18 protein-coding genes are annotated in these 23,224 nt (G+C 49.4%); 15 read left to right on the top strand and 3 right to left on the bottom strand.

Annotation, left to right across the window (positions count from 1 at the left end; genetic code table 11):
• Positions 1-23: 23 nt before the first annotated feature.
• From hemL to ACKU41_RS08215, 7 genes are all read left to right on the top strand, one after another.
• Positions 24-1,292 carry a glutamate-1-semialdehyde 2,1-aminomutase gene (hemL, locus tag ACKU41_RS08245; protein ID WP_319780928.1) on the top strand — a complete coding sequence of 423 codons (1,269 nt, stop codon included), beginning with the start codon at positions 24-26 and terminating at the stop codon, positions 1,290-1,292.
• Positions 1,293-1,444: 152 nt separating this feature from the next.
• Positions 1,445-2,470 (top strand): cobalamin biosynthesis protein, encoded by a 1,026-nt coding sequence (locus tag ACKU41_RS08240; RefSeq protein WP_321404998.1) that lies wholly within the window; start codon positions 1,445-1,447, stop codon positions 2,468-2,470.
• A complete protein-coding gene (gene cobJ / locus ACKU41_RS08235) occupies positions 2,467-3,225 on the top strand; it encodes a precorrin-3B C(17)-methyltransferase (protein ID WP_321404997.1) in 759 nt (252 codons plus the stop codon). The genes ACKU41_RS08240 and cobJ overlap by 4 nt, the downstream gene beginning before the upstream one ends.
• A 138-nt stretch (positions 3,226-3,363) precedes the next feature.
• Positions 3,364-3,768: a cytochrome c3 family protein gene (locus ACKU41_RS08230; protein WP_321404996.1), complete on the top strand. Its 405-nt coding sequence runs from the start codon at positions 3,364-3,366 to the stop codon at positions 3,766-3,768.
• 68 nt (positions 3,769-3,836) lie between these two features.
• A complete protein-coding gene (locus tag ACKU41_RS08225) occupies positions 3,837-6,083 on the top strand; it encodes a hypothetical protein (protein WP_321404995.1) in 2,247 nt (748 codons plus the stop codon).
• Positions 6,084-6,432: 349 nt separating this feature from the next.
• Positions 6,433-6,618 carry a hypothetical protein gene (locus tag ACKU41_RS08220; protein ID WP_319780923.1) on the top strand — a complete coding sequence of 62 codons (186 nt, stop codon included), beginning with the start codon at positions 6,433-6,435 and terminating at the stop codon, positions 6,616-6,618.
• The gene (locus ACKU41_RS08215) at positions 6,619-7,350 is read left to right on the top strand and encodes a ubiquinone/menaquinone biosynthesis methyltransferase (RefSeq protein WP_319780922.1); all 732 of its coding nucleotides are present in this window, start codon (positions 6,619-6,621) and stop codon (positions 7,348-7,350) included.
• A gap of 5 nt (positions 7,351-7,355) precedes the next feature.
• Here the strand turns inward: ACKU41_RS08215 and ACKU41_RS08210 are convergent, their stop codons facing one another.
• Positions 7,356-7,565, bottom strand: a complete 210-nt coding sequence (locus tag ACKU41_RS08210; RefSeq protein ID WP_319780921.1) for a DUF2065 domain-containing protein — start codon at positions 7,563-7,565, stop codon at positions 7,356-7,358.
• Between the two features lie 141 nt (positions 7,566-7,706).
• Between ACKU41_RS08210 and ACKU41_RS08205 the strand changes: the two genes are divergently transcribed.
• The 6 genes from ACKU41_RS08205 (at position 7,707) to ACKU41_RS08180 (ending at position 18,898) form a co-directional block, all read left to right on the top strand.
• Entirely contained in the window at positions 7,707-9,017 is a 1,311-nt protein-coding gene (locus tag ACKU41_RS08205) for a nucleotide sugar dehydrogenase (protein WP_321404994.1), read from the top strand.
• Positions 9,018-9,020: 3 nt separating this feature from the next.
• Positions 9,021-9,719, top strand: a complete 699-nt coding sequence (gene mqnB / locus ACKU41_RS08200; RefSeq protein ID WP_319780919.1) for a futalosine hydrolase — start codon at positions 9,021-9,023, stop codon at positions 9,717-9,719.
• 51 nt (positions 9,720-9,770) lie between these two features.
• Complete coding sequence (locus ACKU41_RS08195; RefSeq protein ID WP_319780918.1) at positions 9,771-10,739, top strand: polyprenyl synthetase family protein; 969 nt, start codon at positions 9,771-9,773, stop codon at positions 10,737-10,739.
• A 28-nt stretch (positions 10,740-10,767) separates the two neighbouring features.
• The gene (locus ACKU41_RS08190) at positions 10,768-13,260 is read left to right on the top strand and encodes an HDOD domain-containing protein (protein WP_321404993.1); all 2,493 of its coding nucleotides are present in this window, start codon (positions 10,768-10,770) and stop codon (positions 13,258-13,260) included.
• 33 nt (positions 13,261-13,293) lie between these two features.
• Positions 13,294-16,272 (top strand): phosphoribosylformylglycinamidine synthase subunit PurS, encoded by a 2,979-nt coding sequence (locus tag ACKU41_RS08185; protein WP_321404992.1) that lies wholly within the window; start codon positions 13,294-13,296, stop codon positions 16,270-16,272.
• 193 nt (positions 16,273-16,465) lie between these two features.
• A complete protein-coding gene (locus ACKU41_RS08180; protein ID WP_321404991.1) occupies positions 16,466-18,898 on the top strand; it encodes a glycosyltransferase in 2,433 nt (810 codons plus the stop codon).
• A gap of 97 nt (positions 18,899-18,995) precedes the next feature.
• Here ACKU41_RS08180 and groL read toward each other — a convergent pair whose 3' ends face one another.
• Together groL and ACKU41_RS08170 are read right to left on the bottom strand one after the other, a co-directional pair.
• The gene (gene groL, locus ACKU41_RS08175) at positions 18,996-20,582 is read right to left on the bottom strand and encodes a chaperonin GroEL (protein WP_321404990.1); all 1,587 of its coding nucleotides are present in this window, start codon (positions 20,580-20,582) and stop codon (positions 18,996-18,998) included.
• Between the two features lie 47 nt (positions 20,583-20,629).
• Positions 20,630-20,902 (bottom strand): co-chaperone GroES, encoded by a 273-nt coding sequence (locus tag ACKU41_RS08170; protein ID WP_319762070.1) that lies wholly within the window; start codon positions 20,900-20,902, stop codon positions 20,630-20,632.
• Positions 20,903-21,370: 468 nt separating this feature from the next.
• Between ACKU41_RS08170 and ACKU41_RS08165 the strand changes: the two genes are divergently transcribed.
• Together ACKU41_RS08165 and ACKU41_RS08160 are read left to right on the top strand one after the other, a co-directional pair.
• The gene (locus ACKU41_RS08165) at positions 21,371-21,643 is read left to right on the top strand and encodes an HU family DNA-binding protein (protein ID WP_015850656.1); all 273 of its coding nucleotides are present in this window, start codon (positions 21,371-21,373) and stop codon (positions 21,641-21,643) included.
• 183 nt (positions 21,644-21,826) lie between these two features.
• Positions 21,827-23,197, top strand: a complete 1,371-nt coding sequence (locus tag ACKU41_RS08160; RefSeq protein WP_321404989.1) for an MATE family efflux transporter — start codon at positions 21,827-21,829, stop codon at positions 23,195-23,197.
• Positions 23,198-23,224: the final 27 nt, after the last annotated feature.

Below are 23,224 nucleotides of genomic sequence, written 5' to 3'. Positions count from 1 at the left end.
TCAAATTTCGTAAGGAGTTTTTCATGACTTCATCATCTGAACTTTTTAATAAGGCACAGGAACTGCTGCCCGGCGGCGTTAACAGCCCTGTTCGCGCCTGCAAATCCGTCGGCTGCGATCCCTTGTTTATCGAAAAGGCTGAAGGCAGCCGCATGTGGTCCGTGGATGGGCAGGAACTTATCGACTATGTAATGAGCTGGGGGCCGATGATGCTCGGTCACGGCTATGATGCAATCAAAGAAGCAGCTCATAAAGCTGTCGATATGGGCGCAAGCTATGGTGCTCCTTGTCCCGGCGAAATCGAACTGGCCGAAGAAATTATCAAAATGGTTCCCTCCATCGAGATGGTGCGTATGGTCAACTCCGGCACCGAAGCTACCATGTCCGCACTGCGTCTTGCCCGTGGGGTTACCGGGCGTGACAAGGTTCTTAAGTTTGAAGGCTGCTATCATGGTCACAGCGATTGTTTTCTGGCCAGCGCAGGTTCCGGTCTGGCTACTTTTTCCATCCCCGGCACTCCCGGTGTTCCCGAAGGTACCGTAAAGGATACCCTGCTTGCTCCATACAACGACCTTGATGCAGTAAAATCCGTCTTTGAAAAAGAAGGTAAAAACATCGCGGCTATCATTGTTGAGCCTGTTGCCGGTAACATGGGACTCGTTCTGCCCAAGGAAGGATTTCTTGAAGGGCTGCGTGCTCTTTGTGACGAGCATGGCGCGTTGCTGATTTTTGATGAAGTTATTACCGGATTCCGCGTAACATCAGGCGGTGTCGGTCCCCGCTTCAATATTACTCCGGACCTGACCACTCTCGGTAAGATTATCGGCGGCGGTTTTCCCGTTGGCTGCTACGGCGGTAAAAAAGAATACATGAGCCGCATTTCTCCCTGTGGCGATGTTTATCAGGCCGGGACCCTTTCAGGGAATCCGGTGGCCATGGCAGCCGGTGTTGCAACCCTGCGCGCACTGCAGAAGCAGGATTACAATGCTCTTGAAGCCCGCACCCTCAAACTTGCGCAGGACATGAAGGCTGCACTCGAAGCCAACGGTTTCAAAATCAGCCTTAATCATATTGCTTCTATTTTCACACTGTTCTTCACTGATCAGGAAGTAACTGATTTTGAATCCGCAAAAACAGGAGATGCTGAACTTTATTCCAAGTTCTATCGCCACATGCGTGAGAACGGAGTAAACCTTGCACCTTCCAGCTTTGAGTGTACTTTTACCTCTTTCGCACACAGCGAAGCAGACTACGAAGCCACTCTGGAAGCTGTTAAAAGCTTTAAAGGCTAAGAAGCCTCCGGCGGCTGGGGATGCCTTCGGCGAACCTGCCGGTGGCCTTAAACCCTTTTGCAAAAGGGTTTAAGAATCCCAAAAACTTTTATTCGGTTTCATTTGGACGGGGGGAGGAAACTCCTCCCGTTTTTGTTACTATGGGATTCCCCATGGAAAATCATATTGCTATATATGCTTTAACCGCCAAGGGCACAGAGACAGCCCACAGGCTTGCAGATTCGTTGCGGGTTGACTGCTACGTTCTGGATCGCTACGCCGTAGAAACAGACATCCCTTTTACTTCCCTCAAGGAAACAGTTGCGGATAGTTTTTCCAAATACGAGAGCCATATTTTTGTTGCTGCCTCGGGGATTGTGGTGCGCATGATAGCGCCTCTCCTAAAAAGCAAGGATGTGGACCCGGCTGTGGTTGTTGTTGATCAGGAAGGAGCGTTTGCCATCAGTCTGGTTTCCGGACATCTGGGCGGGGCTAATGAACTTGCCCGGCTGATAGGGGATAAAACAGGCGCTGTTCCGGTGATTACCACTGCAACTGATTGTGCGGGAGTCCCTTCTATTGATTTGATTGCCCGTGATCAGGGTTTGACCATTGGAAATATCGGTTTAATAAAACATATCAATGCTGCAATACTGGATGGCGAGAAGGTTCCGGTTTATGATCCTGACCGTTTTTTGGACTTATCCGTTTACAGTGATTATTTTATGATGGTGGATGATTTTGAGGTGTTGTCCCGGTTTCGTTGCGGTATTGTTGTGGACTGGAGTGTACATAATCTGCCGGAACGGGTTTTACCCCTTTATCCTCGTTGCCTTAGCCTTGGGGTGGGGTGTCGGCGCGGAGTTCCTGCGGATGAGATTTTAGAGCTTGTTCGCAGTGTTGTTGCGGATAATGGCATTGCTTTTGAATCGATGTTTTGCATGGGGTCGATTGATGCGAAAAGCGATGAAAAGGGATTGCTTGAAGCAGCGGAAATTTTAGGTCTGGACGTAAAATTTTTTAGTGCAGCGGAGCTTGATGAGATTGAAGTCGCCAATCCTTCGGGCATGGTGATGAAACATATGGGAGTCGGCGGCGTGTGTGAAGCGGCGGCAATGATGCTGGCAGATGCTAAACAGGTTCTGGTTCCCAAGACCAAAAGTGCGCGGGTGACTGCGGCAATAGCGAAGAAAATATGAAAAAAGGTTGTTTAAAAGTAATCGGGCTCGGACCCGGAGACATGAAGTTGCTGGCTCCGCAGGCACTGCAGGCTATTAAGGATGCGGATGCGGTCGTCGGCTATACCGGGTATGTAAAGCTGATTCCGCAGGAATTGCTGGAGGGCCGGGAAGTCCTTTCTACAGGGATGATGGCTGAGGTTGAGCGTTGCCGTAAAGCTGTAGAAGCATCCGTGGCAGGCCGCAACGTGGTCATGGTCTGTAGCGGTGATCCCGGAATTTATGCCATGGCCGGGCTGGTTATGGAATTGCTTGAAGCTGAAGATCTGTTCGATAAAATAAGCTTTGAAGTAGTGCCGGGAATTCCGGCTTTTACTGCGGCTGCGGCCCTGCTCGGCGCACCATTGATGCACGATTTTGCTTCTGTAAGCCTGAGCGACCTGCTTACCCCGTGGGAAAAGATTGAAAAAAGGCTGGAAGCTGCAGCCTCTGCTGATTTTGTGATTGCAATCTACAATCCTAGATCTAGGAAAAGGGCCGGGCATCTTGGGGAAGCTGTTGAAATTTTGAGAAAATTTAGATCCGGAAATACCCCGTTGGGCATTGTCAATCGGGCTTACCGCGAAGGGCAGAAGGTAAAGGTGGTTACTCTGGATACTCTTGATGTAAATGATGTTGATATGCAAACAGTTCTTATTGTTGGTAATTCATCTACGCGGGAGGTGGCTGGAAAAATGCTTACCCCAAGAGGTTACGCTAATAAGTATGACATCTGATTCAGCGCGGGATAACTATTTGATACCGCTAATTTTAATCAGTGGATTTTTATACCGTGCTTGACATGGTTTTTTATCTAAATTAAATCCACAAGAAGACTGTAATTAGGTTAACGTTATTCTAAGGAGGAACTGAGGATGAAAAAGACCCTGCTTATCAGCATGGTAACAGCTGCTCTGGTTTGTGTTTTCGCACTTCCCAGCCTGTACGCTGTTGATGCTCCCGGTGACATGGTTCTGAAAGCACCTGCCGGTGCCAAAATGACCAAATCACCTGTGGCTTTCTCTCACAAGGGACACACAGCTCTCGACTGTGCAAAGTGTCACCACAAGTGGGATGGTAAAGGCGAAATCAAGAATTGCTCTGTTGAAGGTTGTCACTCAGACACCAGCAAAGAGGGTAAGAAGAAACCTACTTCCTTTTACTCCGCTTTCCATGCCAAGGCAGACACAAGCTGTGTGGGTTGCCACAAGGCTATGAAGAAAGCTAAAAAGGCAACCGGCCCCACCAAGTGTGGCGACTGCCATCCCAAGAAAAAATAAGTTTTCTTGATTGTAATTAAAAGGGGGCTGCCTGCCCCCTTTTTTCAAAATTTTTAAGAGGGTAGTCTATGACCCCGGATTCACCGGAAAATAAAGGCGCGGAAGAGGTTCTCGACCTTAATGATGTTGCTGAAGAGGTTGATGCCAGCTTTGAGCAGGAACTTGAAGACCTTTTTTCTGAAGACCTTGAACTTGAAGAGCCTGAATTGACTATGGACGATTCAGACGATCTTCTTGTGCTTGATGATGTCGTTGAAGATGGGGGGGATGATCTTCTTGTACTTGACGATGTTGTAGAAGAAGCTTCCGGTGATGATTTGATCGAACTCGACGATGTTGTTGAGGCCGGTGATGATGTTCTTGAACTTGATGACATTATCGAGGACGCCGGTGAAGAAGCCCTTGTCCTTGACGATGTGGTTGAAGACGTTTCCGGTGGTGACGTTCTTGAACTTGATGACATTGTTGAAGAAGCCGATGATGTGCTTGATCTCGGCGAAGTTGCTGAAGAGGCAACAGAAATTTTTGAATCCCCGGCGGAAGAGCCCGTTGTTGAAGCTGGTCCGGCTGATGATATTGATTTTGATCTCGGCGAAGCGGAAATCCTTGCCGCTGACGGTGTTGGAGACGGTGAGCTTGACGCAGACGGACTTGACGGCCTGATTGATGATCTCGGAGGAGACGCGACCGTCGCTGCGGATGATGTAGGGGATGTGGACTCCCTGTTCGAAGATGATGCGGCTGTAGAGGATTTAGACTCCCTGCTTGAAGAAGCTTCCGGCAGTGAAGAAGACGAACTTGACGGGTTGCTCGGCGAAGTCGAGGATGATGTTGATCTCGGCGGATTTGGTGAAGACATTCTTGCTGATGAGGATATTGAGGGACTTCTTGCTGATGAACAGGAAGAGGTTGTCGAGCTTCATGAAGAGGGTCTGGAACTTTTAGATGAGGTTGCTCTTGAAGCCGAGCCTTCTGCAGAAGTGGAAATTGCCGAACCGGAAGTTCTTGAACCTGTAATTGAGGAGCCTGCCGTTGCGGCTGTTCTTCCTGATGAAAGCGAAGCTGCCGGAGCCGATCTTGTGGCCGGGGATGTTGATCTTGGTGCCGACCTTGAACTGGTTGATGATGAAGAGTTTGACATTGAGGATGATGACCTCGATCTCGGTGAATTGCTTGAAGACACCGAAATAGATTTTTCAGATCTTGAAGCCGATCTTGAGAGTGACGAAGCTGAAGGTCAGATTGTTGCCGGAGAGCAGGCCGCAATCATTGAAGAACTTGAAGAAAGAGCTGCCGCTGCTGCAAAGCGGGCCGAAGCTCTTGAAATTTCTCTGGGTGATGCGACAGAACGTATAGCTGTTCTTGAACAGGACCTAGAATCCGCTACTGAGCGTATTGCCCGGGTGGACAATCTTGAATCCAGTATGTCCGCTTTCGCGGAAAACATGCGTCTGCTTGAGGAAAAAGTCATGCAGGGGGCTGGGGTCGAGAGTGCCGTAAGTCAGCAGCTCAGTGAAGCTTTGAGGCCCGATTCTGCGGCAGTGGTAGCTATTGCAGCCGCTGCAGCGGATGAAGTTGGAGACAAGGTTGCGGATCAGGTACAGCTGGGACTGCGTGAAGTCCGAGCAGACGCAGAGGATCGCATTGCCTCCATAGAAGCCAAACTTGATGCCGGCCCTGAGCTTGAGCCTCGTATCGCTGCCGTCGAATCCCGTTTGGACGAGATTCCTGACCATGATCCTCGTATCGCTGCCGTCGAATCCCGTTTGGATGAGATTCCTGACCATGATCCTCGTATTACTGCAGTTGAATCCCGTTTGGATGAGATTCCTGACCATGATCCTCGTATTACCGCAGTTGAATCCCGTTTGGACGAGATTCCTGACCATGATCCTCGTATTACCGCAGTTGAATCCCGTTTGGACGAGATTCCTGACCATGATCCGCGTATTGCCGCGATTGAAACCAGGCTTGGCGAATTGCCGGATCTTGCTCCTCGACTCAATGAACTCGAAGAAAAAATTAATTCGCTGCCGGATGTTGAGGATGTTGTCAGCAAGGCCCTTGAGAAAGAATTGGATCCGGACTCCCCGGCTTTCTACCGTGTTAAAGGTCGTCTGACAGAAGATATCGAAGATTATCTTGCTCCGCGTTTGATGGAAAGAATAGAGAGTATGAAGAACGAGCTCGAAGAATCTTTCAAAGCATCGGTGGAAGAGCTTCTTGCGGAGAAGCTTGAGCGGGCTGTTCCTGCAGAAGCTGCACGGATTATTCGTGAAGAGATTGCGGCATTGGCCCGTGAACTTGAAGAATAATTATATCGTTATCAAATGATCTCAAAGATAGGTCCGGTGGACGAAATGTTCACCGGGCCGATTTATTTATACACATTGGGTTAGGTAAAAGAAATAAACGCTGTCCCGGTTGCAAATTTCCCGGCGCGGAAGCCCTGATACAAGTTTTTTGGGTAAGGGAGTCCTTTCGGACGCCGGATGTATGCAAAAAAAGCAGGTCGACTATTTGGAGGTCTCATGCTAAAGAGCCTCACAAAAGAAGGGTGCTTAACAGGTTTTCTTCTTTTTACCCGCCCGGCGCCCTACCTGTGGAGGTCGTGGCCATTTCCCACCGGGCGGGGTTTTTCAAGCCTAATCAAGGATATATACCATGGATAAAATTCAGAAGCAGGCTTTGCAGGTTGCCAAGGAAATAGTAGTTAAATTTATTGAAGTTGGAAGAATTTCTCCTTCCAATTTTTCTGAACACTTCAGCGCTATTCATGCTGATGTTGTTGCCTCTGTCATGGAGCAGGAAGAGAAGCTTGCCGCTGACGGCAAGGGAGATGCTCAGTAAATGGCGCAGGTATCACATCAGGAGCACGGCAAAAAGGTCCGGGACATGTTCGGAAGAATTGCCGGGTGGTATGATTTCCTAAACCATTTTTTAAGTGCCGGTCAGGATATTTATTGGCGCTACCGTCTGGTTAAGCTGGTTCGTCCGGGCAAAGACGGGCAGGTGCTTGATCTCGCTGCCGGAACTCTTGATGTTTCCGTTGAACTGTTGCGTCAGTACCCGGATGTGAAAGTTCTGGCTATGGACTTTACCCATCAGATGCTGGCTTGCGGTAAGGCGAAAAAGCTGGAGGGCAAACATGCTGTCCGCAGCGCAAGTATTGCGTCTGTTCAGGCTGACGGCAGAGTGCTGCCTCTCCCGGATAATTGCCTTGACGGGGCTACTATTTCTTTCGGCATCAGGAACATCCTTCCGCGCGAGGCTTGCTATAAGGAAGTTTTGCGCACCCTTAAGCCCGGTGCAAGATTTTGTATTTTGGAATTCGGGTCCGGAAGCAAAAAAATCTGGAAAGGTGTTTATAATTTTTACCTCAACAAGGTTTTGCCCCTGTTGGGTAAGGTTGTTTCTGGTGATTCCGGGGCTTATTCTTATCTGGCGGACACCATCCGCGCTTTCCCGAATGAACAGGCTCTGGCAGAGGAATTGCGTGAGTCTGGTTTCGGTCGTGTGATGTTTATTCCCCTGCTTTCAGGGATTGTATACATCCATGTGGCTGAGAAAACCGGAGAGTAGCAGGGCTAGAGGTCTGACAGTGACTGGCCGAAAGAGATCAGCAGCAGGCCGAAAATCATGGCGATGAGTCCGAGTATGCGTAGCTGACGCGGACCGCGCTCAATAATAGAAATAAGAATTCTGGGCATGCGCTCAGAAAAAACAAAATAAGGAATCCCTTCAATAATGAAGGCCAGACCAAGGGCGGACAGTAGAAAGGACCAATCGATATGCATAATAGTTGCTATGTATATGCGCCGGTTGATTCTGTCTACCCCCTTCGGAGCTGAGTTGCTCTATTAAATTTTAAGGCCTGAATTATATGTAAGTTTCTTAAGGGTTTATTTTGTTATCCAAGAAATAAAGGACAACAGGTTATGATTAAATTCTCTGACATTGAAGAAAAGAAAACAACAGTTGCGGTGGTCGGCCTTGGTTATGTGGGCCTGCCTCTTGCAGTTGCCCTTGGCCGAAAGTTTAAGGTGCTGGGGATTGATATTTCAGCCCAGCGCATAAAGGAACTGAGCGAAGGCTACGATCGAACCAATGAAGTGCTGGAAAATGATTTTCACAACTATGTGGAATTCAGCACAGATGCTTCCCGAATCAAGGAATGCGGGTTTATCATCGTTGCTGTCCCCACTCCTATTGACGAAGCCCGTAATCCGGACCTTCGTCCTGTCGTTAGCGCTTCCACCATGGTCGGTGAAAATATGGCAGCAGGTTCTGTGGTGGTGTATGAATCAACAGTTTATCCCGGACTGACCGAGGATATTTGCGTACCCATCTTAGAGGGAAAATCCGGTCTTAAATATGGGGAAGATTTCGGTGTAGGTTACTCTCCCGAGCGTATCAACCCCGGTGATCGTGAACATACCCTGCAGACTATAGTCAAAGTCGTTGCCGGCAATGATGACGAGGTTGTCGAACTGCTTGATAATCTTTATTCTTCCATTATCACAGCCGGAACCCACCGTGCCTCCAGCATCAAGGTTGCAGAATCAGCCAAAGTTATTGAAAATACCCAGCGAGATCTGAATATCGCGCTCATGAATGAGCTTTCCATGATCTTTGATAAGATGGGCATCGATACTCTTGACGTGCTGGAAGCCTCGGGTACCAAATGGAACTTCCTGCCTTTCCGCCCCGGCCTGGTCGGTGGACACTGCATCGGTGTCGACCCTTACTACCTGACCACCAAGGCGGAGGAGATCGGCCATCATCCTCAGGTCATTCTTGCCGGACGTAAGATCAATGACTCAGTAGGAAAATTTATAGCTGACACCACTGTCAAACAGATGATCAACGGTGACAGCAGAGTGAAAGGAGCCAAGGTCGGTATCCTCGGTCTGACCTTTAAAGAAAACGTTCCCGATCTGCGCAACACCAAGGTTGTTGATGTTATTGATGAGCTGCGCTCTTTCGGTGTGGACGTGCTTGTTCACGATGCCTATGCCGATCCTGAAGAAGCTGTTGAAGAATACAACATCAAGACTTCTTCCTTTGATGAATTCAAGGAGCTTGAAGCCCTCGTGCTGGCTGTCTCTCATGATAAATACCGTGAACTCAGCCTTGATACCATCAAGAGCTGGTTCAGAGATCCTGAGAACGCCCTGATCATTGATGTGAAATGCTTCTTTGACCGTGAAGAACTTGAAGAAGCAGGCATCAGGCACTGGAGACTTTAGTTTTTGAAACCGATTCTTTTTGTTACGGCAACAGCCAAGGAAATGAAAGCCGCGCTGGGCGGGGTCTGCAAACTTCCTCCTTTGGAGCAGGGCAGGCCTGTGGAGTTCATGTTCGGTGATCGTCCCGGGCTGTTGCTGGTAACCGGAATCGGGGTAATCAATACTGCTTTCGCTCTCGGCCGGGCCCTGGCCGGGAGTGAAGTAAGCATGGTTTTGCTGGCCGGGGTTGCCGGGACATTCAATGCAAAAGACTTCCCCCTCTGCTCTGCGTGCGTGGTAAAAAGGGAAATCTGGCCCGAATACGGGCTGAAAAAAGACGGTCTTGTCGATCCAAAAGGACTGGGTTTCAGTCTCGCGGAGATTGACGGGAAACAGGTCTGGAACGAAGTTGATCTTTGTTTCGGAAAAAGTCTTGTTGATTCAGGACTTGACCGATTTGAGAATCTGCCCGAAGCTGTATCATTGACTGTGAGCGGGGTAACGGCTACGGCTGAAGGGGCTGCTGCATATATTGAAGAGTATGGGGCTGATTTAGAAAATATGGAAGGTTTTGCGGCTGCGTATGTGTGCGCCCTTGTCGGGGTGGGGCTATGTCAGGTGCGGACTGTTTCAAACCTTGTGGGATCAAGAGACAGTAAAGATTGGGATTTGCGCGGTGCCCTTGCTGAATTGGGGCGGGTCTGCCGGGCGATTATGAAATGATTTTCCAAAAACTGTTCTTGTTCTCTCGCAACCGGGATAATTCATACGCGGATGATTGAGTTATTAACATATTTTGAAAAGGAATTGCCTCTTATCAACGGTTTTCTGGAGCAGGAAACCGGGAAACTTGAGGGATTGGTCAAAGATGTTGCAAGGCATGTTCTGCTTGCTCCCGGCAAGAGAATTCGCCCTGTACTTACTATCCTTTCCGCTCGAGGGCTGGGCTACCGGAAAGATGATCTCTACCCCTTGGCCGGTTCTCTGGAACTTCTTCATGCTGCAACTTTGTTGCATGACGATATTCTGGATGATGCCGATCTGCGCCGGGGAGTAAAGGCTTCACATCTAGTTTTCGGCTCCACCGAGACAATTCTCGCCGGCGACGTGCTGTTGGCTCTGGCCAACCGGATTGGCGCGGATTACGGCAAGCCGCGGATCAGCTCGGTTTTAGCCTCCGGTATCATGGCAACTGTCGAGGGTGAAATTCTTGAGATTGCCCATATTTCCGAACCGCTCATGGATCGCGATACATACATGGAGATTATCATCGGCAAGACTGCCCGTCTGATTGAAACGTCCTGCCGTCTGGGTGCCATTCTCGCTTCGGATGACAGGGCCATGGAAGATGCGGTCGGTGATTTCGGGCTGAATATGGGCATTGCCTTTCAGCTTGTTGACGATGCCCTTGATTACGAGTCCCCTTCGGATGATATGGGAAAACCTGAAGGCGGAGACCTCAAGGAAGGTAAAATCACTTTACCTTTGATTATTTATCTTGAAATGCTACAAGAAAAAGAGGCAGAGCAGTTGCTTGCCGAGATCAAGAACCGCACCCTGCCGGAAGCAAAGCGCAATCAGGTGCTTGCTGAAATAAGAAAGCACGGGCTGGGCGATAGAACCAGAACCTATGCAGCAGAATATGTGGAGAAGGCTAAGACCTGTCTGGATTTGCTGCCTGAAAGTGAAGAAAAGCGGGTACTCAAACAAGCTGCGGATTTTGTTTTGACCCGAAAAAAATAGATGGGATTTAAATAGAGGAGCTGTAGCTATGAGTCTGGATGATGTTCTTGAATCACCACGATTGATGATGAAACTCAGCTTTCCTCCGGTCATGCTCCAACTCATGGAGGAAGCCTGCAAGCCGGAACCTGATTTCGCTGTGCTGGGAAAAATTATCAGCATGGACCCGGCTCTTTCCACCACAATTCTTAATCTTGTTAATTCCCCTTTTTACGGCCTTTCGCAGGAGATTACGGATTTCAAGCGGGCTGCTGTTGTACTGGGGACCCGTGAACTGCTTAATCTGGCGGTCACAGTAACCTATCAGAAGCATATCTGTGCTAATCTGCAAAACGATGACTACAAGGTTTATCATGATTGGATGCTGACAGTCTGGGGGGCAATTTCGGCCCAACTTATAGCTTCCCGTATATGTCCTGAGCAGGCGGATAAGGTATACCTTTGCTGTCTGCTGAAAGATATTTCTCTGCTTTTTTTGCGGTGCGCCGCCCCCGGGGAACTTCCTGATGAAATTTCAAAAGATTCGGTTACCCGTTCCAGTCCCGGACAGACTGAAGCTGAAAATGATATCTGGGGAATGAACCACGGCGCGCTCAGTCAACTGCTGCTGACCCGGTGGAAGATGAACAATCTCGATTGCCCGGCTTTGCAGCATCATCATGCCCTTGATGAAATTGACTCTTTTGATTCTCCCACTCAGGCCATGATTCTGGCAACAAGATGGGCTGAAATGGAACTGGGCAACAGCACCACTCCATTTAATGTTCTCCAGTTTGAGGTACAACTGCAACGCTCTCTTGATATGGATGAAGAGGCGATTGAAGGATTCCGCGAAGTCTGCAGGACAAAGTTTCAGTCAATGCTCAAAATATTGGGTATATCCGAAAGTGGAGGCGATGCCCATTTTTACAATTATTCCATTAAGAGTCTGCAATCCAGCTATTTCCTGAGTCTTGAGCTGCTCACAGCTGAAGGTGGTGTCGACTCTATCGCCCGGATCATCGGCAGGCATCTGAAACTCAGCTGGGATATTACCGGCTGGGAACTGGCCCTGAAGTCTCCGCATACTGATAAATACAGATTTTACCGGGTTGCAGACGGAGAAGACCTGGAGGTTGTAGTCAGCAATTGCCCTATGGATGAAATACCATGGCAGCGCCGCGGCAGCGGTAATGCTGAGGATATTTTCAGCAGAAATGTCCTGTTCGGCAGATTTCGTTTTGACCCCAAACTCCTGCCCGCAGCAGACCGCAAAAGCTTAAAGCTTTATTTCCGGTTCATAGGCCAGGCCTATGAACATTACTGCGCTAAACAGCATCTTCTTGAGGACCGGGCAGAAATTCTCGAAACCTTGCCTTTAGGTGTTGCCAGTCTGGACTCGCAGGGCGATCTCATTGACATGAACGAAGAGATGGTCCGGCTGTTGGGCGGTGCATCCATTTCAGGTACAAAGAATTTTAACGAACTTTTTAAGCTGGGGCTCGGTTCCGGGATGGGAGCAAGCTGGGCTGCTTTTCTCAGTGATGAGTCCCGAAAATCTTTCAGTAAGATTGTTTGTGTCAGCCTGCGTACGGGAGGCATGCCCCGTGATGCCTGCCTTTATGTCTCAGCCTATAAACAGGAACGTGGCGGAGAAAAGCTGGTTTCGGTAGTCATGGAGGATATCCGGGAAATGTCCGAGAGTCAGATTCAGGCTCTCAAACAACGAGATTTTCTTGAGGGACTGGTTGATTCCATGCGCGATGTGGTGCTCACCGTGGATAAACGGGGACATATTACCTATGCATCATCCCGTTTTTCCAAGATTTTTCTTGGGCGGAATATTTTTGAAATCGCCAGCCCCAGTGAAACCTATACCGGCCATTGGGGACCGGATATGTTTGGGCGGGAGAAAACCGTGGTTGAAGTTCTTTTGAAAAGGACTGAGACATCCGGGCGTCCTTTTGAGTTTGTAATCAGTAAATTGGCTGGACCGGGCGAAAAGAGTCTGATCGTAGCCCGTGATCTTACCGCCATCCGCAGGCTTGAGGACAGGCTTAAACGGCAGGCAGTGTTTGACGGCTTGACTGACCTTTTCAACCATACCCAGTTCAATACTCTGCTGGCCCGTGAAATCAATCGCAGCAAGCGGACCGGACGTCCTGTGGGCCTGCTTTTTTTTGATCTGGACGGCTTCAAGACAGTAAATGATACTGAGGGCCATCAGGTCGGTGATGAGGTGCTTAGGGGCGTCGGCGATATTTTGCGTAATGAACTCAGGTCCGGAATGGATTTCCCTTGCCGTTACGGGGGGGATGAGTTCGGTATTATTGTGACTGAAGTACGTGCCGAGACTCTTGAAAAGATCGGCAACAGGATCAGGCTTCGGGTGGAGAAAAAATTTTCCGGCAAGGTCACCATCAGCGGTGGGCTAACAGTGCTCAAGGAAGGTGATACTTCCGATGTCATGCTGAACCGCGCTGATAAAGCGACCTATGAAGCCAAAAATTTGGGCGGAAATGTACTGGTCTGGGCCGAATAAGGGCCGGACCTTAATTATTAAGAGGAGATAGCCATGCTCTGGCGTGTCGAGGTCGCACTTAAAGACCATGTCCGTGATGTTCACGGCCATAAAGTTTCCAATAAGATCAAAGAAGAATTAGGTATTGAGGCCGGTGATGTCCGGACCATCAAGGTATATACTGTTGAAGGTCTTGAGAAAGACGAAATTGAAAAGGTTTTGGAACTGGGCGTACTTCATGACCCGGTCCTGCATACACCTTCCCTTGAGCCGCTGGCCAAGGATTTCGCATGGAACCTTGAAGTGGGCTTCCGTCCCGGCGTTACCGACAACGAAGGCCGTACTGCCAAGGAATCAGTAATTCTGGTTACTGAACCGGCAGCTGTGGAAGCGGTAAAAGTCTATACTTCCACCCAGTATCTTTTTGATAAGGATCTCGGTCTGGAGCAGGTCAGCCATATAGCAAAGGACCTGCTGGCTAACGAACTTATCCAGCGTTACGAAATCCGTTCCGCAGAGGAATGGGTGAAGTCTCCGGGATTCGAAGCCAAGGCAGCACGGGTTACCGGTAAAGCCAGTGACGAAGTTGCAGTTATCGACCTCGCGGCTATGTCCGATGACGAAATGATGGCTTTCAGCCGTGAGAACACCCTTGCCCTGAGTCTTGAGGAATTCCACTGCATCCGTAGATACTATGCCGACCCTGAAGTAGTTAAGCAGCGTGAGGAAATGGGACTTACCGCCCAGCCTACTGATGCGGAACTCGAAGCTCTGGCCCAGACATGGTCCGAACACTGCAAGCATAAGATTTTCAGCTCTAAGATTTCTTATGAAAATAAGGAAACCGGGTTTTCCTCTACTGTAGACAGCCTTTACAAAACCTGCATCATGAACACCACCAAGGAAATCCGCGCTGAAAAGGGCGACGATGATTTCTGCCTTTCCGTGTTCAAAGATAATGCCGGTGTTATCAAGTTCAATGACAAGCTTAATGTCTGCGTTAAAATGGAGACCCACAACAGTCCCTCTGCGCTCGATCCTTACGGTGGAGCGTTGACCGGTATTGTAGGCGTCAACCGTGACCCCATGGGTACCGGGCTGGGCGCGAACCTGCTCTGTAACACAGACGTGTTCTGTTTTGCGTCACCCTTTCATGAAGGTGAATTGCCCCCGCGTCTGCTGCATCCCCGCCGGGTGTTCGAAGGTGTACGCGAAGGTGTGGAGCATGGCGGTAACAAATCCGGTATTCCCACAGTGAACGGGTCTATTGTTTTTGATGAACGTTATCTCGGCAAGCCGCTGGTTTACTGTGGTACCGTGGGGACCATGCCTGTGGAAGCTGCAGGACGTCCCAGCCACCAAAAGAAAGCCCTGCCCGGCGATATCATTGTCATGACCGGTGGCCGTATCGGTAAAGACGGTATTCACGGCGCGACTTTTTCCTCCGAGGAACTGCATGAAGGTTCTCCGGCAACAGCTGTTCAGATCGGTGACCCGATTACCCAGCGCAAGATGTATGACTGCCTGATGCGTGCCCGTGACTTGGGCCTGTACAACGCCATCACCGATAACGGTGCGGGCGGCTTGTCTTCCTCTGTCGGTGAAATGGCCGAGGACAGCGGCGGTTGTGATCTTGACCTTGCCAAGGCACCGCTCAAATATGACGGTCTCAAACCATGGGAAATCCTCGTTTCCGAAGCTCAGGAAAGAATGACCATAGCTGTCCCGCCTGAAAAACTGGACGAGTTCATGGCCCTTGCGGATGAAATGGACGTGGAAGCTACTGCCCTCGGTACTTATACTGACAGCGGCCTCTACAACATCCGCTACGGAGAAAAGCCAGTAGCCTGCCTGCGCATGGACTTCCTTCATGACGGTGTTCCCCAGATGCAGCTCAAGGCTGTCTGGGAACGTCCTGAAATCGAATTTACCGGAGAACCCGAAGTTGCAGACCACACAGCGCTGCTCAAGGATATGCTTGGGCGTCTGAATATTTGCAGCAAGGAGTATGTCATCCGCCAGTATGACCATGAAGTGCAGGGCCGCAGTGTGGTCAAGCCTCTGGTCGGTGAGCAGGAGGACGGTCCTGCTGATGCCGGTGTGCTTCGTCCCGACTTTGACGATGACAAAGGTCTGGTCGTTTCGCACGGTATCTGCCCCAAATTCTCTGATCTCGATACATACTGGATGATGGCTAACGCCGTTGACGAAGCAATTCGTAACGCAGTTGCCGTAGGTGGAGATATCACCCACATGGCCGGTATCGATAACTTCTGCTGGTGCGACCCTGTTCAGTCCGAATCTAGCCCGGACGGTCATTACAAACTGGCGCAGCTGGTCCGGGCTAATCAGGCCCTGTCCCACTTCTGCCGTGCTTTCGGAGTTCCCTGCATTTCCGGTAAGGACTCCATGAAGAACGACTACAAAGGCGGCGGCGTGAAAATATCCATCCCGCCGACTGTACTCTTCTCCACCGTCGGTATTGTTCCGGACATCAACATGTGCGTGACTTCCGATTTCAAGAAGCCGGGTGAATTCATCTACGTGCTCGGTATGACCCGTGACGAAATGGGCGGTTCTGAAATCGCCTCCCAGCTGAACTTCGTGCATGACAAAGTGCCTCATGTTGAGGCTCTCACAGCCAAGGCCCGCTACATGACCCTTAATCAGGCCATGCGTCAGAGGCTGGTAACTTCCTGCCACGACCTTTCCGACGGCGGTCTGGGTGTGGCCCTTGCCGAGATGTCCCTTGGCGGACGTATCGGTTGTGAAGTCGACCTTCGTTCCGTACCTACCGAGTACGGCATGTCGACTCTGTCCGTGCTTTACAGTGAGTCCGCATCCCGTTTCGCGGTGACCGTGGCTCCCGAGAATGCCGGTAAGTTCGAAGAGCTCTTCGCAGGCCAGATCTGCAAGCGCATCGGTATGACCGTTGGCGGAAGCTCCTTCGGCCTCATGGAAGGCTCTGCAGGCATCGTCCGCTGCAAGACCGAAGATCTCGCCACAGCTTTTAAGGAAACCTTGAACTGGTAGAGAATCAGAATAGAATTCAATATTCAAAAGGCCGCATCTCTTGAGAGTTGCGGCCTTTTTTCGTTTTCTCTGAAATAACTCTGAACCGTAACCGAACCGTGGGACTGTTACAGCCTCCTGCTCTTATTAAAAGGGCGAAAATCAATTGCACGTCTTTATGCAGCCAAGGCGTGAATTTCAGGAGGATTAAGCCATGAAAGGTTCTAATGTGAGGGTGGACCTGCATGTACACTCAAAATATTCAACCCGCCCATCCCAGTGGATTCTGCAGAAGCTGGGGTGCCCGGAGAGCTTTACCGAGCCGTTGAAGATTTATGACAGGGCTTTTGCACGGTCCATGAACATGGTCACCATTACCGATCACAACACGATTAACGGCAGTCTGGAAATAGCCCATCTTAAAAACGCGTTCATCAGCGAAGAAATTACGACATATTTCCCGGAAGACGGCTGTAAGCTACACGTTCTGGCTTATGATATCACCGAAGAACACCACCGCGAGTTCCAGAAGTTGCGCGACAATGTATTTGACCTTGTTCCTTATCTGCGAGAGCAGGGCATTGTTCATGTGCTGGCTCATCCTCTTTTCGCAGTCAATGAGCGACTGACCCCGGAGCATTTTGAAAAAGCCCTGCTGCTTTTCAATACCCTCGAGCTGAACGGTACCCGTGATGAAATGCAGAACTCGGCCCTGCGTACCATCGTTGACAACCTGACTCCTGAAATTATCGACAGCCTTGCAAATAAGCACGATATTGCGCCTTACGGTAACACCCCATGGGTCAAGGGCCTGACCGGTGGATCAGATGACCATTCCGGTATCAATATCGCGAGGGTTTATACTGAGTTTGTTGATGTCATGACCCCGCAGGAAATGCTTGGAGCTGTCAGCGAAGGGCGGTGCATGGTTCAGGGAAAGGCGGCTACTCCGCATACCATGGCCCATAATCTTTATGGAATTGCCTACCAGTTTTACAAAAGCCATTTTGATTGTACCAAGCTGAAACGTTCTGTTGAATGCTTCGGATATATCGACAATGTGCTTGATCCCGGCGACAAGGTAAGTCCTTCCATTCTGGATAAGCTTCAGAATTTTATCTACCGTCAGCGCTCTAAAAAATATTTCAGGACTTCTGATTCAGTTCAGGCGGCCTTGTTGCGGGAAGCCAACCGTATTGTGGAAAGTGAAGACCGTGCCCGTAATATAAGCTGCGGTTTCAAATACAGTCCTGAAGAGCTGGAAGATGAATGGTTTCGTTTTGTGGGTAATGCTACTGATAAAGTCCTCTCCGGTTTGGGAGATAAAATTATCAACAGCGCTTTGGGTGCGAATCTTTTTGATGTATTCCATACCATCGGTGCGGCCGGATCCCTGTATACTCTGCTTGCTCCTTATTTTGTCTCATATGGACTCTTTGCCAGTGAACGGGAATTTGCACGGGACTGTCTGTACGCTTTCGGGCATAAGGACCTGCATGCAGGTGAAACTAAAATTGCCCATTTTACCGATACATTCAGTGACGTGAACGGTGTGGCCTTAACACTGCAAAGTCAGTTGGATGTTGCCCGTAAGCATGATAAAAAGCTTACTGTAATTACCTGCGGTTCCGAAGGATCCAGTGATCAGGTAGTAAATTTTTCCCCTGCCGGAGAATTTGAGTTTCCCGAATATCCGGAACTGTCGTTCAAATACCCGCCGTTTCTGCGAGTGCTGGCCCACTGTCTGGAAAGCGATTACACTTTGTTGCATCTGGCGACTCCAGGCCCGGTCGGTCTGGCAGGGCTGGCTGTAGCCCGCCTTCTCAAGCTTCCTGTTCATGGAACATACCATACGGCCTTTCCGCAGTATGTCCGGGCCTTCACGGATGATACCGGGCTGGAAGATATCTCATGGAAATTTATGATCTGGTTTTACAACCAGATGGATACGGTTTTCGTCCCTTCCGAAGCGACCGGGGACGAGTTGTCCGGTAAAGGCGTCAAGCCGCACAAAATCAAAGTCTATCCCCGTGGAGTGGATACCAGCCGCTTTACTCCTGAGAAACGCAATGGTTTTTATAGCAAGCGCTTCAAAGTCAAGGAAGCGGTCAAATTGCTCTATGTGGGCCGTGTGTCCCGTGAAAAGAATCTTGATGTGCTGACCGAAGCCTTTAAGACAGTGTCCGCCATCAGGCCGGAATTGCATCTTGTCGTGGTCGGTGAAGGCCCATATCTTGATGAAATGAAACTTCGTCTGGAAGGGTGCCCGGTGACGTTCACAGGCTATCTGGACGGGGAAGAACTCTCTTCCTGCTATGCCAGTTCCGATGTCTTTGTATTTCCTTCCGCAACCGATACCTTCGGCAATGTGGTTCTGGAAGCCCAAGCTTCAGGTCTTCCGGTAATCGTCACTGATTGCGGAGGGCCCTGCGAAAATCTTATTAAGGATACTACCGGGCTGATCGTAGAAGCCGGAAATTCAGACGCGCTAAGCAGAGCAATTGTCCGCCTTGCCGACCACCCAGAGCTGTTGCAGTACATGAAAAAGAGTGCGCGGACCTACACTGAACAACGATCTTTTGATGCTGAATTTCTAAAGACCTGGACCATGTATGAAGATTTGTCCAAAAGATCAGCTATGCAATAACTCTTACCTCTGGCGCCCATAAGGGTCGCAGGATGCATAAGAAAAGGCCCGGAAGCATACGCTACCGGGCCTTTAAAATCATCTAAGAATCAGAGAACTATTCTTCGTCTTCTTCTGCGTCAGCAATAGCGCATTCGGTGGTCAGCAGCAGGCTGGACACGGAAGCGGAGTTCTGAAGAGCGATACGGGTAACCTTTTTGGGGTCGATAACACCGGCCTTGATCAGGTCTTCGTATACTCCGGTACCTGCGTTGAAGCCGAAGCCGTCTTTGCCTTCAGCAACTTTTTCAACAACAACGGAACCTTCGAAACCTGCGTTCTCAGCGATCATGCGCAGGGGCTGCTGAGCAGCGCGGCGGATGATGTTGATACCGGCCAGTTCATCGTCGTTGCCTGCTTTGAGGTCATCGAGAACTTTGGAGCAGCGTACGAGGGCGGTACCGCCACCAGCTACGATGCCTTCTTCAACAGCAGCGCGGGTTGCGTTCAGAGCATCTTCAACGCGGGCTTTCTTTTCTTTCATTTCAACTTCAGTAGCAGCACCGACTTTGATTACTGCAACACCGCCAACGAGCTTGGCGAGACGTTCCTGAAGTTTTTCACGGTCGTAGTCAGAGGAAGAATCAGCAATCTGAGCTTCGATCTGCTTTACACGGCCTTTGATGTCTTCAACATTACCTGCGCCGTCTACGATAACGGTGTTTTCCTTGTCGATGCGTACGCGCTTTGCAGTACCGAGACCTTCAACGGTCATGGCATCGAGGGTGAGGCCGATGTCTTCGGAAACAACAGTTGCACCGGTGAGGGTTGCGATGTCTTTGAGCATTTCCTTGCGGCGGTCACCGAATCCGGGAGCCTTGATAGCGCAAACATTCAGGTTGGCGCGCAGTCTGTTTACCACGAGGGTAGCCAGAGCTTCGCCGTCTACGTCTTCAGCTACGATGAGCAGGGGACGTGACATTTTCAGAACCTGTTCCAGAATGGGAAGCAGGTCTTTCATGCTGGAAACCTTTTTCTCAACAAGAAGAATCATGGGATCTTCGAATTCGCAAACCATTTTATCGGTGTCGGTTGCGAAGTAGGGGGAGAGGTAGCCACGGTCGAACTGCATGCCTTCAACAACGTCCAGTTCGGTTTTCATGGATTTGGCTTCTTCAACAGTGATAACGCCTTCTTTGCCTACTTTATCCATTGCTTCAGCGAGGATCTCACCGATGGTGGAATCGCTGTTTGCAGAGATGGTGCCGACCTGTGCGATTTCAGCTTTGTCGCGAGTGGGTTTGGCAAGTTTGCCAAGCTCTTCGACGATAGCTTCAACAGCGGAATCGATACCGCGTTTGATGGACATGGGGTTACGGCCTGCAGCAACAAGCTTTACACCTTCTTCAAAGATGGACTGGGCCAGAACAGTAGCGGTGGTGGTACCGTCACCGGCGATGTCGTTGGTTTTGGAAGCAACTTCCTTAACCATCTGTGCGCCCATGTTTTCGAACTTGTCTTCAAGGTCGATTTCCTTTGCAACAGTCACACCGTCTTTAGTGATGGTGGGAGCGCCCCAGGATTTTTCGATAACAACGTTACGACCTTTGGGTCCGAGGGTAACCTTTACGGCTTCTGCGAGGGTGTCTACACCTTTTTTCAGGCGGTCACGAGCAGTTACGTCAAATTCAATAGTTTTAGCCATGTTCTTATATTCTCCTGATCTGGAAAAATTAATTTATTAAGGGAGTATTACTCGACGATTGCGAGAATTTCGTCTTCACGCATGATGATGAATTCGTCTGCGTCAATTTTCAGTTCGTTACCAGCATACTTGGCAAAGAGAACAACGTCGCCAGCTTTGACAGTCATGGGGTTGTTGTCTTTACCGGGGCCTGCAGCAACAACTTCACCTTTCATGGGTTTTTCTTTTGCGGAATCGGGGATGATGATGCCGCCAGCTGTTTTCTGCTCGGTTTCCAGACGCTTGATAAGTACACGGTCCTGTAACGGCTTGAGATTCATGTTTCCTCCAAAATAAATAAACTTTTTTAGATAAGATAAGTAATCCACGTGATTATGGTGGATCAAACTTTTAAATTTCAAAGCCTGCGTATCTCAGCAGGCCGGATGCTTCCTCAGAAGCTGACATAAATTAAGACAGCCTGTGTATATGTCAACACCGTAAATCAAAAAAAATCACGCTTTTTTTTAGAGAATTATGTGAAGCCGCATTAATTTTGCGCTAAAGGTTGATATAAAATTTAATTCGCTTGACATATGCGGGGCCTTCCTTGTAATTCGCCTCTTCCGCCCTTTCAGCGCCGCCCCTGCTCCTTGCTGCGGGGTTTTGTATTTAATGGCTCTTATGTATGTGAAGTTAAGATTTGCTTTTCACTATGGCTTTTTTAAGCTATCTGGTGTAGTGGGCTTTTAGGGGTACGGACATCCGCCGCCTGAGCGCGGGAAAAATAATTTTTGAAGGAGTTAACTATGAGTAAAACTGTTCTTGTTAAGAAAATCCGGGAAAAACTGGAGCTGAGTGCAAAAGATGCTTCTGCCGCACTGGACGGCGTTCTCAGCGCAATCGAAGACGGCCTCAAAGAAGAAGGCAATGTTACCCTTACAGGTTTCGGTACTTTCAAGACTGTTGAGCGCTCCGCACGCACCGGGCGCAACCCCCAGACCGGCGAAGCCATCCAGATTCCCGCTTCCCGTGGTGTAAAATTCACTCCCGGAAAATTCCTCAAGGACGCAGTTAAATAATTCTGGTTCTGAAGAAGTTTTAAAGCCGTTTCCGGGTAACATCGGAAACGGCTTTTTTTGTGTATATGAGATATTACCCATGGCTTCCTCTCATCCTGCTGTGATCCGGGCATTCATGATAAAAAATGTCATGCACTTACAAATAAATATGTCTAGCTGAGTTTCAAGCTTTGGGAGATAATTATGAAATCTTTATGGAACAAGCCATTCGGGTACAAGCATGTGCTCGATATAAGTATGCCTCTTGCGGTCAGCATGGCCTCCACAACAATAATGCAGGTCACAGATAGAATTTTTCTTGGACGTTATTCAATGGAAGCCATTGCTGCCGCATTGCCTGCGGGGATTCTGTCTTTCCTGTTCATATCGTTTTTTATGGGGGTGGCCAGCTATATAAATGTATTCATTGCCCAATACACCGGAGCAGCAAAGCCGGAGCGGGTGGCTTCCAGCCTTTGGCAGGGGATATATTTTGCTCTGGGATCATGGCTGGTTCTCGGTGCCATGGGATTCTGGCTGACTCCGCTACTTGAAAGCGGTGGACATCCTCCTGAGGTTCTGGAGCTGGAAATTCAGTATTTCAGAATTCTCATGCTCGGGGCCGGGCTGCCGGTTCTTGATACCGCTCTTTCCGGTTTTTTTGCCGGGCGTGGGCTGACCCGCACGGTCATGGTGGTCAATATGATAGGTGCGGCTGTGAATATCCCGCTCGATTATGCGCTCATCAACGGGGTATGGATTTTCCCGGAAATGGGCATCCGTGGGGCGGCCATTGCCACGATTACAGCCGGGGCAGTCATAGTCTCCATTTACGTGCCGCTGATTTTCAGCCGTGATAATGAAATAAATTTCAAGACCCGCACCAACTTCCGCTTTGAGCCTAAATTGTTCAAACGATTCATCCAGTTCGGTCTTTCCAACGGAGTTCAGTTCTTTCTCGACATTTTTGCCGTAACTTTTTTTGTTTATATGGTTGGTCGATTAGGAACGCTTATACTTGCGGCCAGTAACATTGTCCTTTCCATTGACGGGATATCATTCTTTCCGGCCTACGGAATTTCAGTTGGGGTCAGTACCCTGGTGGGGCAGGCCATAGGGCAGGGCAGGCCGGATTATGCCAGACGGGCAACCACGTGTGCTTTGCATATCACTACGGTATGGATGCTTATTATGGGACTGATATATCTGCTTTTCCCGGAGTTGCTTTTATCTTTGTTCCGTCCGGAAAATATTACAGATGCCGTGTTCGCTGACGTGCTGAATTATGGAACACATTTTTTGCTTTTTACCGCGGCCTATATCCTTTTTGACGGTACAGCACTGGTTTATTCAGGTGCTCTGAAAGGTGCCGGAGATGTTGTGTTTGTCATGAAAAGCGTAGGTCTGTGCTGCATAGCTATTATGGTTGTCCCCTGCTATATGGCAGTCGAAGTATATCCTTCAGGACCGTATTTTTTGTGGGCTGTCTTTACTCTCTATGTGGTTGTGCTGGCAGCTGCTTTCTACTGGCGTTTCCGGGGTGGGAAGTGGGCGAATATGAGGGTTATTGAATAAAATAAAGGCCGGATCGAACATAACCGA

The organism is Maridesulfovibrio sp., from assembly GCF_963678865.1.
In the GTDB taxonomy this organism is placed as follows: Bacteria; Desulfobacterota; Desulfovibrionia; order Desulfovibrionales; family Desulfovibrionaceae; genus Maridesulfovibrio.
This window is presented reverse-complemented; position numbering and strand designations above follow the sequence as displayed.

What these genes read in the sequence shown, in the direction of transcription:
- ACKU41_RS08170 (WP_319762070.1), bottom strand. Translation starts at nt 20,902, where the DNA reads ATGAATCTCAAGCCGTTACAGGACCGTGTACTTATCAAGCGTCTGGAA.
- ACKU41_RS08225 (WP_321404995.1), top strand. Translation starts at nt 3,837, where the DNA reads ATGACCCCGGATTCACCGGAAAATAAAGGCGCGGAAGAGGTTCTCGAC.
- ACKU41_RS08180 (WP_321404991.1), top strand. Translation starts at nt 16,466, where the DNA reads ATGAAAGGTTCTAATGTGAGGGTGGACCTGCATGTACACTCAAAATAT.
- ACKU41_RS08165 (WP_015850656.1), top strand. Translation starts at nt 21,371, where the DNA reads ATGAGTAAAACTGTTCTTGTTAAGAAAATCCGGGAAAAACTGGAGCTG.
- ACKU41_RS08230 (WP_321404996.1), top strand. Translation starts at nt 3,364, where the DNA reads ATGAAAAAGACCCTGCTTATCAGCATGGTAACAGCTGCTCTGGTTTGT.
- ACKU41_RS08220 (WP_319780923.1), top strand. Translation starts at nt 6,433, where the DNA reads ATGGATAAAATTCAGAAGCAGGCTTTGCAGGTTGCCAAGGAAATAGTA.
- cobJ (WP_321404997.1), top strand. Translation starts at nt 2,467, where the DNA reads ATGAAAAAAGGTTGTTTAAAAGTAATCGGGCTCGGACCCGGAGACATG.
- ACKU41_RS08240 (WP_321404998.1), top strand. Translation starts at nt 1,445, where the DNA reads ATGGAAAATCATATTGCTATATATGCTTTAACCGCCAAGGGCACAGAG.
- ACKU41_RS08160 (WP_321404989.1), top strand. Translation starts at nt 21,827, where the DNA reads ATGAAATCTTTATGGAACAAGCCATTCGGGTACAAGCATGTGCTCGAT.
- ACKU41_RS08190 (WP_321404993.1), top strand. Translation starts at nt 10,768, where the DNA reads ATGAGTCTGGATGATGTTCTTGAATCACCACGATTGATGATGAAACTC.
- ACKU41_RS08215 (WP_319780922.1), top strand. Translation starts at nt 6,619, where the DNA reads ATGGCGCAGGTATCACATCAGGAGCACGGCAAAAAGGTCCGGGACATG.
- groL (WP_321404990.1), bottom strand. Translation starts at nt 20,582, where the DNA reads ATGGCTAAAACTATTGAATTTGACGTAACTGCTCGTGACCGCCTGAAA.
- ACKU41_RS08210 (WP_319780921.1), bottom strand. Translation starts at nt 7,565, where the DNA reads ATGCATATCGATTGGTCCTTTCTACTGTCCGCCCTTGGTCTGGCCTTC.
- ACKU41_RS08205 (WP_321404994.1), top strand. Translation starts at nt 7,707, where the DNA reads ATGATTAAATTCTCTGACATTGAAGAAAAGAAAACAACAGTTGCGGTG.
- hemL (WP_319780928.1), top strand. Translation starts at nt 24, where the DNA reads ATGACTTCATCATCTGAACTTTTTAATAAGGCACAGGAACTGCTGCCC.
- ACKU41_RS08195 (WP_319780918.1), top strand. Translation starts at nt 9,771, where the DNA reads ATGATTGAGTTATTAACATATTTTGAAAAGGAATTGCCTCTTATCAAC.
- ACKU41_RS08185 (WP_321404992.1), top strand. Translation starts at nt 13,294, where the DNA reads ATGCTCTGGCGTGTCGAGGTCGCACTTAAAGACCATGTCCGTGATGTT.